At 51.7% G+C, this 15,804-nt stretch carries 13 protein-coding genes; 9 read left to right on the forward strand and 4 right to left on the reverse strand.

Features of this window, described 5'->3' with window-relative positions; genetic code table 11:
- Positions 1-397: 397 nt before the first annotated feature.
- Both ampG and OGY67_RS17200 read right to left on the reverse strand, forming a co-directional pair.
- Entirely contained in the window at positions 398-1,873 is a 1,476-nt protein-coding gene (gene ampG, locus OGY67_RS17195) for a muropeptide MFS transporter AmpG (RefSeq protein WP_286574282.1), read from the reverse strand.
- Positions 1,874-1,917: 44 nt separating this feature from the next.
- Positions 1,918-2,496, reverse strand: a complete 579-nt coding sequence (locus OGY67_RS17200) for a lipoprotein (protein ID WP_016152050.1) — start codon at positions 2,494-2,496, stop codon at positions 1,918-1,920.
- Positions 2,497-2,802: 306 nt separating this feature from the next.
- Here OGY67_RS17200 and bolA point away from each other — a divergent pair, with 306 nt between their 5' ends.
- From bolA to fadM, 9 genes are all read left to right on the forward strand, one after another.
- Positions 2,803-3,120 (forward strand): transcriptional regulator BolA, encoded by a 318-nt coding sequence (gene bolA / locus OGY67_RS17205; protein ID WP_003021619.1) that lies wholly within the window; start codon positions 2,803-2,805, stop codon positions 3,118-3,120.
- 344 nt (positions 3,121-3,464) lie between these two features.
- Positions 3,465-4,763, forward strand: coding sequence for a trigger factor (gene tig / locus OGY67_RS17210; protein ID WP_003021622.1), 1,299 nt, complete (start codon positions 3,465-3,467; stop codon positions 4,761-4,763).
- Between the two features lie 247 nt (positions 4,764-5,010).
- Complete coding sequence (clpP, locus tag OGY67_RS17215; protein WP_003021624.1) at positions 5,011-5,634, forward strand: ATP-dependent Clp endopeptidase proteolytic subunit ClpP; 624 nt, start codon at positions 5,011-5,013, stop codon at positions 5,632-5,634.
- 126 nt (positions 5,635-5,760) lie between these two features.
- On the forward strand, positions 5,761-7,035 hold the full coding sequence (clpX, locus tag OGY67_RS17220) for an ATP-dependent protease ATP-binding subunit ClpX (RefSeq protein ID WP_003831013.1): 1,275 nt from the start codon (positions 5,761-5,763) through the stop codon (positions 7,033-7,035).
- Between the two features lie 184 nt (positions 7,036-7,219).
- Entirely contained in the window at positions 7,220-9,574 is a 2,355-nt protein-coding gene (gene lon / locus OGY67_RS17225) for an endopeptidase La (RefSeq protein WP_286574283.1), read from the forward strand.
- A gap of 190 nt (positions 9,575-9,764) precedes the next feature.
- A complete protein-coding gene (hupB, locus tag OGY67_RS17230) occupies positions 9,765-10,055 on the forward strand; it encodes a nucleoid-associated protein HU-beta (protein WP_219352570.1) in 291 nt (96 codons plus the stop codon).
- Positions 10,056-10,323: 268 nt separating this feature from the next.
- Positions 10,324-12,198 (forward strand): peptidylprolyl isomerase, encoded by a 1,875-nt coding sequence (gene ppiD / locus OGY67_RS17235; protein WP_286574285.1) that lies wholly within the window; start codon positions 10,324-10,326, stop codon positions 12,196-12,198.
- A 146-nt stretch (positions 12,199-12,344) separates the two neighbouring features.
- Positions 12,345-12,719 carry a helix-hairpin-helix domain-containing protein gene (locus OGY67_RS17240; protein WP_071445866.1) on the forward strand — a complete coding sequence of 125 codons (375 nt, stop codon included), beginning with the start codon at positions 12,345-12,347 and terminating at the stop codon, positions 12,717-12,719.
- Between the two features lie 106 nt (positions 12,720-12,825).
- Entirely contained in the window at positions 12,826-13,224 is a 399-nt protein-coding gene (fadM, locus tag OGY67_RS17245) for a long-chain acyl-CoA thioesterase FadM (RefSeq protein ID WP_003021636.1), read from the forward strand.
- A 105-nt stretch (positions 13,225-13,329) separates the two neighbouring features.
- Here fadM and queC read toward each other — a convergent pair whose 3' ends face one another.
- Together queC and OGY67_RS17255 are read right to left on the reverse strand one after the other, a co-directional pair.
- Positions 13,330-14,025, reverse strand: a complete 696-nt coding sequence (gene queC / locus OGY67_RS17250; RefSeq protein ID WP_003021638.1) for a 7-cyano-7-deazaguanine synthase QueC — start codon at positions 14,023-14,025, stop codon at positions 13,330-13,332.
- Between the two features lie 65 nt (positions 14,026-14,090).
- Entirely contained in the window at positions 14,091-15,791 is a 1,701-nt protein-coding gene (locus OGY67_RS17255; protein WP_103284811.1) for an SgrR family transcriptional regulator, read from the reverse strand.
- Between the last annotated feature and the right edge of the window lie 13 nt (positions 15,792-15,804).

Consider the following 15,804-nt stretch of genomic DNA (forward strand, 5'->3'; position numbering starts at 1 on the left):
GATTATCAATAAACGGACAATTGAGGAACAAAAAATAAATCTTTCTTGGCTGAATCGAGTAAGGAAAATAGTATATATAAAAGGCGTCAATAATTTCCAAATTCTTTGGCGCACAAAATAACAAATATTATTTTTAGCAGTTGTTGCTTATTTCGCCGTTATAATTACGTAGGGTGATTACAACGACCAAATATGCTCGTCATACTTCAAGCTACGGGTGTGTTGGCTTTCCTCGCTCACCCCAGTCACTTACTTATGTAAGCTCCTGGGGATTTGCTGCGTCGCCGCGTGATTCGGCCTCTCGGCCTCTCCCCTACGGGGCCAGCGCAAGCGCTGTTCAAAACGCTCACGCCTTTTGTCCCGTAACTCGAATTATTTAGAGCATAAATATGCAACATCATGCCAGACGGGTTTTGCGCAATGCCAGATAATCAAGCAATCCACCAAAAACGACCCCGCAGACCGCGACTACCACTGAGACTTCAAGCAGTTCCGGCAGGAAGGAGAAGTTGGTGTAATCCAGCGCGTTCATGGTTAACAGCAGCAGCCAAACCAGCAGCAGGCAGCAGCCCGCAACTAGCGTCATTAATGCCAGACTGTATGCTCCACGAAATTCCGTGCGCGGAATGAAGCTTTCATTTTGCCAGCTATGTTCCAGGGTCTGGCGACATACCAGCAGCAGTATCAGGCCGGGGATCGCGGCAAATACGGAGAACAGATAAAACGTCGGCCAGCCGTGTGCTTCGACAAACCAACCCGCTACCGGGCCAACGTAAACGCGACCAACGGCTGAAAGCGCGGAGAGCAGGGCGAACTGGGTCGCTGAGAAGGACTTATTGCACAGCGTCATTAATAAAGCGACAAATGCCGCCGTGCCCATTCCGCCGCACAGGTTTTCAAAGAAGACGGCCGCCGCCATGCTGAACATGTGTTTGTCAGTGATGGACAGTAGCCAGTAGCCCGCATTCGACGCCCCTTGCAAGATGCCGAAAATAAGCAATGCGCGGAACAGAGAGAGGCGCTGCATCAGGATCCCACCGTACAGCGCGCCAACAATGGTCGCCAGTAGCCCCAGCGTCTTATTCACCACGCCAACTTCACCCGCATCAAACCCAACGCCGCGGATTAAAAAGGTGGTGGTCAGGCTCATGGCGAAAGCATCCCCGAGCTTATACAGCACAATAAGCAGCAGGATCAGCCATGCGTTGTTACGACCAAAGAAGTCTCGCAGCGGAGCCGCAACTGCCTGTTCCAGCGTTTTAGGCACCGGAATGGTGTCAGTTGGTTCAGGTGCTAACAGAGTGGCGATGATACAGGGAATCAACAGCGCAGCCATCAGCCAGTACATCCCTTGCCAGCCCAGCCAGCGATCGGCCATCCACAAGGCCAATCCGCCTGAAACCAGCATCCCTAATCGATAGCCCAGCACGCTGATAGCCGCGCCGGTGCCGCGGTCTTCTGCGGGCAATACGTCGGTTTTCCAGGCATCAAAGACGATATCCTGCGATGCCGAGCAAAAAGCGATCACTACTGCGAGTGCGGCCATCCAGCGTAACTGTGTGCCAGGCTCCAGAAAGCCCATCGCGGCGATAGAAATTAACAACAGCACCTGGGTCGCCAGCAGCCAGCCGCGACGTCGACCTAAAAACGATGGCGTATAGCGGTCCATCAACGGGGACCAGAGAAATTTAAATACGTAGGCCTGACCGACCAGGGAAAAGAAACCGATGGTTTTAAGATCGATATTCTCGACTGTCATCCACGCCTGAAGCGTACCGGAGGTGAGTGCGAGCGGTAAACCGGAGGCGAACCCCAGAATGAGCAGGATAGCTGAACGTGGTTGCTGAAAAATACGTAAGTATTGACTGGACATGGGCTTCTATAGGCCCGACGAACGCCGGGCCATATGGGCAGAAATTAACGAGCGTTCTGCTTGATGAAATCGTGAACGCTGGTGTCCTGAGACATATCAGCGATGGTGTCGGTCAGCACGCTGTTAACGGCATCAGCGATATTTTTGTTAGAGGCTTGCAGTGCACCTTCAACAGAATAGCTTGCGCGGTAGTTTTTGGTCATCTTGTTGCCGTTGGCGGCGGTCGCAATGATGGCGATGTCTGCTTTGGTGGCGATGTTATAGCGCACGCTACCCTGAGACACGTCAGCATACAGCTGGCTAACAATGATTTGCAGGTTGACTGCACCGTTCGGTCCAATCATATAACCACGTGCGGTCATCTGTTTTTCCAGTACTTCTTGCAGCAGGAAACGCAGGTCGCGGGACGCGGTCAGGGTCACCAACTGGTTGTCGCGGGTGACTTTTGCCAGCGCTTGATCCTGGCGCTGGTCGGCTCCGTTGATGCTAACGGTCACACCCATCAGGCTTGGGTCCTGCTGCGGCAGGGTAATTTTCGGGGAGACTTCAATAGTGGTCGGCGGTGTTGCGCATCCAGCTAACATAAACAGCGCGACAAACGGGACGAGGATTTTTTTAAACATGCCAGGGCTCTCAGCGAATCTAAATTGTATGGTTAGAGAAAATTCCCGCCATCATAACATCGCCAACGATGAGGGGAAGTGGGTAACGCATGTAAATTCATTGTGTTGTCCGTTTTATGACTTTGTGGAGACTATAAACGGACTTTTTGCAATAAATTGGAGTGAGGAATCAGTGAACTTCATCCGTTTGAATGAGAAAATCAGACAAGCGCTAATTTTTTGTTGCTAAGGTGTAATGAAAACGGTAAAAGCGGCTAGTATTTAAAGGGATGGGTGACATCTCAGCGTTGTCGGAGGAAAAATTTCATGATGATTCGTGAGCAAATAGAAGAAAAATTAAGGGCAGCGTTCGAACCCGTGTTCCTCGAAGTTGTGGATGAAAGCTATCGTCACAATGTCCCGGCTGGTTCTGAAAGCCACTTTAAGGTTGTACTGGTTAGCGATCGCTTTACAGGTGAACGTTTTCTTAATCGTCATCGGATGATTTACAGCACGTTAACGGCGGAGCTTTCCACAACCGTTCATGCGCTTGCCCTGCATACCTACACTATTAAGGAGTGGGAAGCGTTGCAGGATACGATTTTTGCATCGCCTCCGTGTCGTGGGGCGGGAAGCATCGCGTAAAAACGGATTTGCAACAACCGACGCTTTTCCAGTATGTTGCTACAGATTATGTGAAAACGGCCTGCGGGCCGTTTTGTTTTGTCTGAATTCTGGGGCAGTCGTACAGTATTCAGACAAAAATTAGCCGGGAATTGTGAAAAAAGCCGCAGCAACGCGCGATAACCGTTCTCGACTCATAAAAGTGATGCCGCTATAATGCGCGTCTTATTTTTCGGAATGTCTTCGGGATGATTCTGACGACAGGGAATGTGATTGCTTATGAGAACATCCCAGTTCCGCGAAGCCAACAACCTGTGCTTGCGGAGAAGAGTTGACCGAGCACTGTGATTTTTTGAGGTAACAAGATGCAAGTTTCAGTTGAAACCACTCAAGGCCTTGGCCGCCGTGTAACGATTACTATCGCTGCTGACAGCATCGAGACCGCTGTGAAAAGCGAGCTGGTCAACGTAGCGAAGAAAGTGCGTATTGACGGTTTCCGCAAAGGAAAAGTACCGATGAATGTTGTTGCTCAGCGTTATGGCGCGTCTGTTCGCCAGGACGTTCTGGGTGACCTGATGAGCCGCAACTTCGTTGACGCGATCATCAAAGAAAAAATCAATCCGGCTGGCGCACCGAACTACGTTCCGGGCGAATACAAACTGGGTGAAGATTTTACTTACGCGGTAGAGTTTGAAGTTTACCCGGAAGTTGAGCTGACTGGCCTGGAAGCAATCGAAGTTGAAAAACCGGTTGTTGAAGTTACCGACGCTGACGTTGACGTAATGCTGGACACCCTGCGCAAGCAGCAGGCTACCTGGAAAGACAAAGACGGCGCTGCTGATGCAGAAGACCGTGTAACCATCGACTTCACCGGTTCTGTAGACGGCGAAGAGTTCGAAGGCGGCAAAGCGTCTGACTTCGTACTGGCGATGGGCCAGGGTCGTATGATCCCGGGCTTTGAAGAAGGCGTTAAAGGCCACAAAGCTGGCGAAGAGTTCACTATCGACGTGACCTTCCCGGAAGAATACCACGCTGAAAACCTGAAAGGTAAAGCTGCGAAGTTCGTTATCAACCTGAAGAAAGTTGAAGAACGCGAACTGCCGGAACTGACTGAAGAATTCATCAAACGTTTCGGCGTTGAAGATGGTTCCGTAGCAGGTCTGCGCGCTGAAGTCCGTAAAAACATGGAACGCGAGCTGAAAGGCGCTGTGCGTAACCGCGTTAAGTCTCAGGCGATCGAAGGTCTGGTAAAAGCTAACGACATCGACGTTCCGGCTGCTCTGATCGACAGCGAAATCGACGTTCTGCGTCGTCAGGCTGCACAGCGTTTCGGCGGCAACGAGAAACAAGCTCTGGAACTGCCGCGTGAACTGTTCGAAGAACAGGCTAAGCGTCGCGTAGTTGTTGGTCTGCTGCTGGGCGAAGTGATTCGTACCAACGAACTGAAAGCTGACGAAGATCGCGTTAAAGGCCTGATCGAAGAGATGGCTTCTGCTTACGAAGATCCGAAAGAAGTTGTTGAGTTCTACAGCAAAAACAAAGAGCTGATGGACAACATGCGTAACGTCGCTCTGGAAGAGCAGGCTGTTGAAGCCGTTCTGGCGAAAGCGAAAGTGACTGAAAAAGCCACTTCCTTCAACGAACTGATGAACCAGCAGGCGTAATTCGTCGCTTTTTTAGCTCGAATTTCGTACGCAAGCCCGTCACCTTTTGGTGGCGGGTTTTTTTTTGTCACGCATTTTGCATGGGAAGAGTGCGAAAACAGCGTTTCAGTGTTAGCGTTACAACAAAAGATTGTTATGCTTGAATTATGGCGATGTCGTACCCATTACTGAGGGACTAGCTGATAATCCGTCCATAAGGTTACAATCAGCACAGCAGGTTTTTTCAAATTTTATCCAGGAGACGGAAATGTCATACAGCGGCGAACGAGATAACTTTGCACCCCATATGGCGCTGGTGCCGATGGTCATTGAACAGACCTCACGTGGTGAGCGCTCTTTTGATATCTATTCTCGTCTACTTAAGGAACGCGTCATTTTTCTGACCGGCCAGGTCGAAGACCATATGGCTAACCTGATCGTGGCGCAGATGCTGTTCCTGGAAGCAGAAAACCCAGAAAAAGATATCTACCTGTACATCAACTCCCCTGGTGGAGTGATCACTGCCGGGATGTCTATCTATGACACCATGCAGTTTATTAAGCCGGACGTCAGCACCATTTGTATGGGCCAGGCGGCCTCAATGGGTGCGTTCCTGCTGACCGCCGGGGCGAAAGGCAAACGTTTTTGCCTGCCTAACTCTCGCGTCATGATCCACCAGCCTCTGGGCGGTTACCAGGGCCAGGCAACGGATATTGAAATTCATGCCCGTGAAATCCTGAAGGTAAAAGGGCGCATGAACGAACTTATGGCGCATCATACGGGTCAATCTCTTGAGCAGATTGAACGTGATACCGAGCGCGATCGCTTCCTCTCCGCTTCTGAAGCGGTAGAGTACGGTCTGGTCGACTCGATTTTGACCCATCGTAATTAATGCCCAGTGCGCAGGTGTGCCGCTATAATTACCTGGAGCGGCACAACGCTGACTAGCGTCTTGCGCCTGAGAATGGCATTTGCGTCGTCGTGTGCGGCACAAAGAACAAAGAAGAGGTTTTGACCCATGACAGATAAACGCAAAGATGGCTCGGGCAAATTGTTGTACTGCTCTTTTTGCGGCAAAAGCCAGCATGAAGTGCGTAAGCTGATTGCCGGTCCATCCGTGTATATCTGCGACGAATGTGTTGATTTATGCAACGACATCATTCGCGAAGAGATTAAGGAAGTAGCACCGCACCGTGAACGCAGTGCGCTGCCGACGCCACATGAAATTCGCAACCACCTGGACGATTACGTTATCGGTCAGGAGCAGGCGAAGAAAGTGCTGGCGGTCGCGGTATACAACCATTACAAACGTCTGCGCAATGGCGACACCAGCAATGGCGTCGAGTTGGGCAAAAGTAACATCCTGCTGATTGGCCCGACGGGTTCCGGTAAAACGCTGCTGGCTGAAACGCTGGCGCGCCTGCTGGACGTTCCGTTCACCATGGCTGATGCCACCACGCTGACCGAAGCCGGTTATGTGGGTGAAGATGTTGAAAATATTATTCAGAAACTGTTGCAGAAGTGCGATTACGACGTGCAGAAAGCACAGCGTGGGATCGTCTATATCGATGAGATCGACAAGATTTCTCGTAAGTCTGATAACCCATCTATTACCCGTGACGTTTCCGGCGAAGGCGTACAGCAGGCGCTGTTGAAACTGATCGAAGGGACGGTTGCTGCCGTTCCGCCACAGGGTGGTCGTAAACATCCTCAGCAGGAATTCCTGCAGGTTGATACCTCCAAGATCCTGTTTATCTGCGGTGGTGCCTTTGCCGGTCTGGATAAAGTGATTGCTAACCGTGTTGAAACCGGCTCCGGCATTGGTTTTGGCGCAACGGTAAAAGCACAGTCTGATAAAGCCAGCGAAGGTGAACTGCTGTCGCAGGTTGAACCGGAAGATCTGATCAAATTTGGTCTGATCCCTGAGTTCATCGGTCGTCTGCCGGTGGTGGCAACGCTGAGCGAGCTGAGCGAAGAAGCATTGATCCAGATCCTCAAAGAGCCGAAAAACGCCCTGACCAAGCAGTACCAGGCGCTGTTCAATCTTGAAGGTGTCGATCTGGAATTCCGTGAGGAAGCGCTGGATGCGATCGCCAAGAAAGCGATGGCGCGTAAAACCGGTGCTCGTGGTCTGCGTTCTATCGTCGAAGCCGCGCTGCTCGACACCATGTACGATCTGCCTTCTATGGAAGACGTCGAAAAAGTGGTGATCGATGAGTCGGTGATTGGCGGTCAGAGCAAGCCATTGCTGATTTACGGTAAGCCGGAAGCGCAGCAGGCATCTGGCGAATAATTCATCAATTCATACAGACATTTAATTAAAAAGGGGGGATTTTATCTCCCCTTTTATTTTTCCGTAAACATGGCGTTGAATGTGTGGGAAACATCCCCATATACTGACATACATGTTAAAGGTGGTGTGAAGCACAGTCGTACCACCTGATTACCTGGCGGAAACTAAACTAAGAGAGAGCTCTATGAATCCTGAGCGTTCTGAACGCATTGAAATCCCCGTATTGCCGTTGCGCGATGTGGTGGTTTATCCGCACATGGTCATACCCTTATTTGTAGGGCGGGAAAAATCTATCCGTTGTCTGGAAGCGGCTATGGACCATGATAAAAAAATCATGCTGGTCGCACAGAAAGAAGCGTCAACGGATGAGCCGGGTGTAAACGATCTTTTCACCGTCGGGACCGTGGCCTCTATTTTGCAGATGCTGAAACTGCCTGACGGCACCGTAAAAGTGCTGGTCGAGGGGTTACAGCGTGCGCGTATTTCTGCGCTGTCTGACAACGGCGAGCATTTCTCTGCGAAAGCAGAGTACCTTGACTCGCCTGCTATTGATGAGCGCGAACAGGAAGTGCTGGTGCGTACCGCTATCAGCCAGTTCGAAGGCTATATCAAGCTGAACAAGAAAATCCCACCAGAAGTGCTGACGTCGCTGAACAGCATTGACGATCCTGCACGTCTGGCGGATACCATCGCTGCACACATGCCGCTGAAGCTGGCTGACAAGCAGTCCGTGCTGGAGATGTCCGACGTTAACGAACGTCTGGAATATCTGATGGCGATGATGGAATCTGAAATCGATCTGCTGCAGGTTGAGAAACGCATTCGCAACCGTGTGAAAAAGCAGATGGAAAAATCTCAGCGTGAGTACTATCTGAACGAGCAGATGAAAGCTATTCAGAAAGAACTCGGTGAGATGGACGATGCACCGGACGAAAACGAAGCGTTGAAGCGTAAAATCGACGCGGCGAAAATGCCGAAAGAGGCAAAAGAGAAAGCGGAAGCAGAACTGCAGAAGCTGAAAATGATGTCTCCTATGTCGGCGGAAGCGACCGTGGTGCGTGGCTACATCGACTGGATGGTACAGGTGCCGTGGAATGCGCGTAGCAAGGTCAAAAAAGACCTACGTCAGGCGCAGGAAATCCTCGATACCGACCATTATGGTCTGGAGCGCGTCAAAGACCGTATCCTTGAGTACCTCGCGGTTCAAAGCCGTGTAAATAAAATCAAGGGGCCGATCCTGTGTCTGGTTGGACCGCCGGGGGTAGGTAAAACCTCACTGGGGCAGTCCATCGCGAAGGCAACTGGGCGTAAATACATCCGTATGGCGCTGGGCGGCGTGCGTGATGAAGCCGAAATTCGTGGTCACCGCCGGACCTATATCGGTTCTATGCCGGGTAAACTGATCCAGAAAATGGCCAAAGTGGGCGTTAAAAACCCGCTGTTCCTGCTTGATGAGATCGACAAAATGTCTTCCGACATGCGTGGCGATCCGGCTTCCGCACTGCTTGAGGTGCTGGATCCAGAGCAGAACGTGGCGTTCAGCGATCACTACCTGGAAGTGGACTACGATCTCAGCGACGTAATGTTTGTTGCGACCTCTAACTCCATGAATATTCCGGCACCGTTGCTGGATCGTATGGAAGTGATCCGTCTGTCCGGTTATACCGAAGACGAAAAGCTGAACATTGCCAAACGTCACCTGTTGCCGAAACAGATTGAGCGTAATGCGCTGAAAAAAGGTGAGCTGACGGTCGACGATAGCGCCATTGTGGGCATTATTCGTTACTACACCCGTGAAGCAGGCGTACGTAGTCTGGAACGTGAAATCTCTAAACTGTGCCGTAAAGCGGTGAAACAGCTGCTGCTGGATAAATCGCTGAAACATATTGAGATCAATGGCGACAACCTGCACGATTATCTGGGTGTACAGCGCTTTGACTATGGCCGCGCGGACAACGAAAACCGCGTTGGTCAGGTGACGGGGCTGGCGTGGACGGAAGTTGGCGGCGATCTGCTGACTATCGAAACCGCCTGCGTACCGGGTAAAGGTAAGTTGACCTACACCGGTTCTCTGGGTGAAGTCATGCAGGAGTCGATTCAGGCTGCGCTGACCGTGGTGCGCGCGCGTGCGGAAAAACTGGGTATTAACCCGGACTTTTACGAAAAACGCGACATCCACGTTCACGTACCTGAAGGGGCTACGCCGAAAGACGGTCCAAGTGCGGGTATTGCTATGTGTACTGCGCTGGTTTCTTGTCTTACCGGTAACCCAGTTCGCGCCGACGTGGCGATGACGGGTGAGATCACCCTGCGTGGTCAGGTTCTGCCTATCGGTGGTTTGAAAGAAAAACTGCTGGCGGCACACCGTGGCGGCATTAAGACGGTCTTAATTCCCGATGAGAACAAACGTGACCTGGAAGAGATTCCGGACAACGTAATTGCCGATCTTAATATTCACCCGGTGAAACGTATTGAGGAAGTTCTGACTCTTGCATTGCAAAATGACCCCTCTGGAATGCAGGTTTTGACGGCAAAATAGTGACCTCGCGCAAAGAGCATTAATAAAAACAGGGCTGGCAGGCCATTTCGGGCTTGCCAGCCTTTTTTTGTATAGCTAATTTAGATAACGGATTAGGCTTGCCATCATTAACGGGTGTTGTAAGGGCATGGCAGGCCTGATATAACTGCTGCGCGGTCGCACTTTGAAGGATTCAGGTGCGATATAAATTATAAAGAGGAAGAGAAGAGTGAATAAATCTCAACTGATCGACAAAATTGCTGCAGGGGCTGATATCTCTAAAGCTGCGGCTGGACGTGCGTTAGATGCAATTATTGCTTCTGTTACCGAATCTCTGAAAGAAGGTGATGACGTAGCGCTGGTAGGTTTTGGTACTTTTGCCGTTAAAGAGCGTGCTGCCCGTACTGGTCGCAACCCGCAAACAGGTAAAGAGATCACCATCGCCGCGGCTAAAGTACCGGGCTTCCGTGCAGGTAAAGCACTGAAAGACGCGGTAAACTAAGTGATTTCCCCTTTGGGGATGTGACGAAGTACAAGGGCGCATCGACTGATGTGCCTTTTTTATTTGTAATTCCGGTACTTTCTACGCGTTGTGGGCTGACAATTGCCCCTGTTTCTTGTCACAATAGACCTTTGTGCGCAGCGTTCAGGAAACGCTATGCTGCGTGAAGCATATATACTCAAAATCCTTGTTGCCGTTGTTGTCATCAACGCGGGGGCAGCAGAGAGGATAACGCGTATAGTCATCTACAGCGGAGTGTGGTTACACCATGATGGACAGCTTACGCACGGCTGCTAACAGTCTCGTGCTCAAGATTATTTTCGGTATCATTATCGTGTCGTTCATTTTGACCGGCGTGAGTGGTTACCTGATTGGCGGAGGCAATAACTTCGCCGCCAAAGTGAATGGCCAGGAGATCAGCCGCGGGCAGTTCGAGAATGCGTTCAACAGCGAACGTAACCGCATGCAGCAACAGCTGGGCGATCAATACTCCGAGCTGGCCGCGAACGAAGGTTATATGAAAACGCTGCGTCAGCAGGTGCTGAATCGTCTTGTTGACGAAGCACTGCTGGATCAGTATTCCCGCGAGCTTAAGCTCAACATCAGCGACGATCAGGTTAAACAGGCCATTTTCGCCACGCCTGCGTTCCAGGTGGACGGCAAGTTTGATAACAACCGCTATAACGCGATTGTCAATCAAATGGGAATGACTGCAGACCAGTATGCTCAGGCATTACGTAATCAGCTTACGACACAGCAGCTGATTAACGGTGTTGCCGGTACGGACTTCATGCTGAAAGGTGAAACGGACGAACTGGCGGCGTTGGTCGCACAGCAGCGTATCGTGCGCGAGGCGACGATTGACGTTAACGCACTGGCCGCGAAGCAGTCTGTTACCGAGCAGGAAGTTGCCAGCTACTACGAGCAGAATAAAAACAACTTTATGACGCCGGAACAGTTCCGCGTGAGCTACATCAAGCTGGACGCTGCTGCAATGCAGGAGACGGCCAGCGATGCTGATATTCAGTCTTACTATGACCAGCATCAGGATCAGTTCACTCAGCCGCAGCGTAACCGCTACAGCATCATTCAGACCAAAACGGAAGATGAAGCCAAAGCGGTACTGGACGAGCTGAACAAAGGCGGTGATTTTGCTGCGCTGGCGAAAGAAAAATCTGCCGATATCATCTCTGCCCGTAAAGGCGGCGATATGGGATGGCTGGAAGATTCCACCACCCCGGATGAGCTGAAAAATGCTGGTCTGAAAGAAAAAGGCCAACTGTCTGGCGTAATTAAGTCTTCCGTTGGTTTCCTCGTTGCGCGTCTTGACGACGTACAGCCTGCGCAAGTTAAACCGCTGAGCGAAGCCCGTGACGAGATTGCGGCAAAAGTGAAGCAGGAAAAAGCGCTGGATGCGTACTATGCGCTGCAGCAGAAAGTCAGCGACGCGGCCAGCAATGATAACGAATCTCTGGCGGGTGCAGAGCAGGCTGCGGGTATGAAAGCGGTTGAAACGGGCTGGTTTAGCCGTGACAGCCTGCCGGAAGAACTGAATTTCAAACCAGTCGCTGACATCATTTTCAATGGTGGGCTGGTTGGTGAGAACGGTACGCTTGGCAGTAACTCCGATATCATCACCGTGGACGGCGATCGTGCGTTCGTGCTGCGTATTGCAGAGCACAAAGCTGAAGCCGTGAAGCCACTGGCTGAAGTGAAAGAGCAGGTAACTGCGCTCGTTAAGCACAATAAAGCAGAGCAGCAGGCGAAGCTTGATGCCGATAAACTGCTGGCGGATCTGAAAGCCGGTAAAGGCGATGAAGCGGTGAAAGCGGCGGGTCTGAGCTTTGGCGAGGCGAAAACGCTGAGCCGTACGGGTCAGGATCCGCTGAGCCAGGCTGCCTTTGGTCTGAGCCTGCCGGAGAAAGACAAACCGAGCTACGGCGTCGCGAACGACATGCAGGGTAACGTTGTTCTGTTGGCGTTGGACGAGGTGAAAGCTGGTTCTATGCCTGAAGCGCAGAAGAAAGCGATGGTTCAGGGGATCACTCAGAACAACGCGCAGATTGTCTTTGAAGCGCTGATGAGCAACCTGCGTAAAGCCGCAAAAATTAAAATCGGTGATGCGCTGGAACAGCAGCAATAACCGAGGCAGTTCGCAAAAAATTGCAAAAAGTTGTATCTACCAAAGGCCGCTTTCGCGGCCTTTTCCATTTCTGATATTTGCCGTTTGTCTGCCGTTCTGCACCTCGCTATCGTGATTCCACTGTTAACAAACAAGGAGAAAACAGTATGAAACATGGAATCAAAGCTCTGCTTATCACTCTTTCATTGACCTGCACTGGTATGGCCCAAACTGCATTGGCGGCTGAGCCTGTCGTCAAAAGCCAGGCGACTCAAACCAAAGCGGAAAACCCAGGGGCGGCACAAAGCAAAGCCACACTGCCCGCTAAAGCAAGCGACGATGAGGGCACCAGGGTAAGCATCAACAGCGCTTCTGCGGAGGATTTAGCGCGAGTTATGAATGGCGTGGGTCTAAAGAAAGCGCAGGCGATTGTGAGCTATCGTGAGGAGTACGGGCCGTTTAAAACGGTGGATGATTTAAAGCAGGTGCCGGGCATGGGCAGTTCACTGGTTGAGCGTAACCTGGCAGTTTTAACACTTTAATAACTTGCAGAGCGCTGAAAGTTTGCCAGACTGTAGAGGTCATACCAGTTATGACCTCTTTACCCAAAAATCTGTTCCTATAAAAACAACGTAAGGCTCCTGCGCTATGCAAACACAAATCAAAGTTCGTGGTTTTCATCTTGATGTCTATCAGCACGTTAACAATGCCCGCTATCTGGAGTTTCTGGAAGAAGCCCGCTGGGATGGTCTGGAAAACAGCGACAGCTTTCAGTGGATGACAGCACACAACATCGCTTTTGTGGTCGTGAATATTAATATCAACTACCGACGACCTGCGGTGCTGAGCGACCTGCTGACTATCACCAGTCAGGTTCAACAGTTAAATGGCAAAAGTGGCGTGTTAAACCAGACCATTACCCTGGAGCCGGAAGGGCAGGTGGTGGCAGACGCGCTGATTACGTTCGTCTGTATTGATTTGAAAACGCAAAAAGCGTTGCCGCTGGAAGGGGAGTTGCGCGAAAAACTGGAGCAGATGGTGCAGTAGTGGCTGCGACTGCCGGAAGGCGACGCTCAAGCGTCTTATCCGGCCTACAAGAGTTGCTGCAACTGCATGTGGGCCGGATAAGCAAAGCGCCATCCGGCAATACAATCACTTTAACCCGGTTTTCTGCTTCATTGCCGCCATCACTGCTGGTTTATCCGCCAGATAATGGTTCAGGCCGTTGGCACGCAGATTACACGCCGCACAGTGACCGCAACCGTCACCTTTGATGCCGTTATAGCAGGTCAGCGTTTCTTCGCGTACCAGGTCCAGCTTGCCCCAATAATCGGCCAGTGCCCAGGTTTCGGCTTTATCGATCCACATTAGTGGGGTTTCAAAGCGAATATCTTTCGCCATCCCCAGGCTTACAGCATGGTTCAGGGCTTTAACGAACTCATCGCGACAGTCCGGATAGCCGGAGAAGTCGGTCTCACAAACGCCGGTAATGACCGCCTCTGCCTGCACCTGGTACGCGTAAATTGCTGCCAGCGTTAAGAACAGAATATTGCGTCCAGGCACAAAGGTATTGGGAATGCCGTTCGCATCCGGTTCGTAATCGGGTACCGGAATGTTATCGCGGGTCAGGCTGCTGACAGCCAGTTCACTGAGCAATGTGACATCAAGCACTTTGTGCGCGCGCGCGCCAAGTTTTAAGGCCAGGTCACGTGCGACATCAATCTCAGCGCGATGGCGCTGACCATAATCAAAGGTCACGCAGTGCACTTCATCATACTGATGCAGCGCTTGCGCCAGACAAGTCGTGGAGTCCTGACCTCCACTGAATACAACAACGGCACGTTTCATGGCTTTTCCTGACAAAATAACGAAGCCCTTATGGTAGCGCCTGGGCGTGCCGTCGACCAGCTTCTTCACGCGGAAGGAGGTGGCAGCCAGGCTTCGGTAAACTCGAACCAGCCACGAGGATTCAGGCGTACGCCGTTCACGCCCGGTGGCGCACTGATGCGATAGTGATAATTGAACAGTGGCGTCAGGGTAGCGTCATGCATTAGCGTGGCGAAAACTTGTTGTAAAGCCGCGTGGCGATCGTCCTCATCGGCCTGGATTTGAAGGGCATCCAGGGTCGTTTGCAAATGTGTGTATGCTGGCGCATTCAATACATGTGACCAGAGCTGATCGCAGCGCAACCACTGTTCGAGAGTATATTCAGGTGCCTCACCAATCAGCCTGTCGCCCATCATCAGGTCGGCCTGGGCTAAGGGATGATCGCCATCCCAGTTTTTAGCATTATGAAAAATAAGCGTTAATTCACAGCCGAGCAGCGCCAACGCCTGGCGAAGCTGTTCAGCCATAGCGTGAAGTTCTACCGGCAGGTGATAAGCCAGCGTCAGCTTTTCCGGTAATGCCACCTCGTCGAGTTCATCCCATTGCGGGATAGTCCATCCTGGGAGCAGTGCATTGCTTGGCGTGATCAGATTTTCATCCACTTCAAGCGTTTGTAGCAGGGAAGAACGGTGGATGATATTGATCAGTCTACGGGCTTGCTGCGTATTCAGGCGCGCGCTTTTTCTGAGCGTGAGATAGCAAAAACCAAGACTGATCCCGCTGCTTACCTGGCTTAGCATAGGCAATTCTTCGGGTTTACCAATCGCAATTTGCACCGGATGGCGACAGCTGGTGCCCAAATCCTGGGAGAAGAGCTGCGGGGTTATCCAGTATTCAATGGCTTTTAGTAGCGGATGACTCAGATGGTAGTGATCGTGACTCTCGATACGCACCAGCTCAGGAGTAAACAGCGTCAACCGGAACGGGCCGGTACCCACAAACGGGTGCTCAGGATGCGCCAGGTGACTGCTGTAGCTTGCCAGACGGTGCGCCAGCCAGTAGTCGGGACGATGCAGAATAAAGGTCAGACACTGGGGATGCGTCACCTCAATGCGCTTTACGCTGATAAACAGCTTATTCAGCGCGGGGAGTTCTAACAGCTTCAGCAACTGCTGATGTAGCTGTGTGCTGCTGACCGCATCGCCGTTATGCCAGTACAGGGTGGAACGAATATAGAAATCCCAGCGCAGGCCGTCAGCGGAGATATTCCAGTGGTGGGCTAAGTCTCCACAGGGACGTTGCGTAGTGCTGTCAAACCGGGTCAGGCCAGAGAAAACTTGTCCAGCGAGGTGTTGCTCTGCGCGACCGGGGAGAAATCCGGGGTGCAAGGGGTCGAGCTGGCGGTAATAGGGAATACGTAGGGTTGGCGTGTCGTTTTGCCACTGACCGCCCATAAACGGTTGTAGCAGTGTTCTTAATTCGCCCGGCGCCAGCTGAGCCAGTTCCAGTACGCTAAGCTGCTCTCCCTTTTGCAGCGCCTGTTCCATCATGGTGTTGCGCAGTGAATCTGGCGTCACTAAAAACCGCAGCTGCCCGCGTTTCCCGCGCCCCGACTGGGCATGCCACTCCAGCCAGCCTGCATCCTGCGCTTGCTTTAGCAGGGTACGCACATGGCGTTCGCTACAAAAACAGCGTTCGGCCAGTTCCCCGACGGTCACCGACTGCGGTTCGCCGTTCGAGGGTAGCCACAGGCGTTGGTACTGGTTCAGGCGATTAAGCAGACGCATTGATACTTTTTCC

Origin of the sequence: Citrobacter sp. Cpo015, from assembly GCF_030333035.1 — a bacterium.
Classification (GTDB): Bacteria; Pseudomonadota; Gammaproteobacteria; order Enterobacterales; family Enterobacteriaceae; genus Citrobacter; species Citrobacter portucalensis.

Coding starts and splice junctions, on each gene's coding strand:
- ampG (WP_286574282.1), bottom strand. CDS start 1,873: ATGTCCAGTCAATACTTACGTATTTTTCAGCAACCACGTTCAGCTATC.
- OGY67_RS17200 (WP_016152050.1), bottom strand. CDS start 2,496: ATGTTTAAAAAAATCCTCGTCCCGTTTGTCGCGCTGTTTATGTTAGCT.
- bolA (WP_003021619.1), top strand. CDS start 2,803: ATGATGATTCGTGAGCAAATAGAAGAAAAATTAAGGGCAGCGTTCGAA.
- tig (WP_003021622.1), top strand. CDS start 3,465: ATGCAAGTTTCAGTTGAAACCACTCAAGGCCTTGGCCGCCGTGTAACG.
- clpP (WP_003021624.1), top strand. CDS start 5,011: ATGTCATACAGCGGCGAACGAGATAACTTTGCACCCCATATGGCGCTG.
- clpX (WP_003831013.1), top strand. CDS start 5,761: ATGACAGATAAACGCAAAGATGGCTCGGGCAAATTGTTGTACTGCTCT.
- lon (WP_286574283.1), top strand. CDS start 7,220: ATGAATCCTGAGCGTTCTGAACGCATTGAAATCCCCGTATTGCCGTTG.
- ppiD (WP_286574285.1), top strand. CDS start 10,324: ATGATGGACAGCTTACGCACGGCTGCTAACAGTCTCGTGCTCAAGATT.
- OGY67_RS17240 (WP_071445866.1), top strand. CDS start 12,345: ATGAAACATGGAATCAAAGCTCTGCTTATCACTCTTTCATTGACCTGC.
- fadM (WP_003021636.1), top strand. CDS start 12,826: ATGCAAACACAAATCAAAGTTCGTGGTTTTCATCTTGATGTCTATCAG.
- queC (WP_003021638.1), bottom strand. CDS start 14,025: ATGAAACGTGCCGTTGTTGTATTCAGTGGAGGTCAGGACTCCACGACT.
- OGY67_RS17255 (WP_103284811.1), bottom strand. CDS start 15,791: ATGCGTCTGCTTAATCGCCTGAACCAGTACCAACGCCTGTGGCTACCC.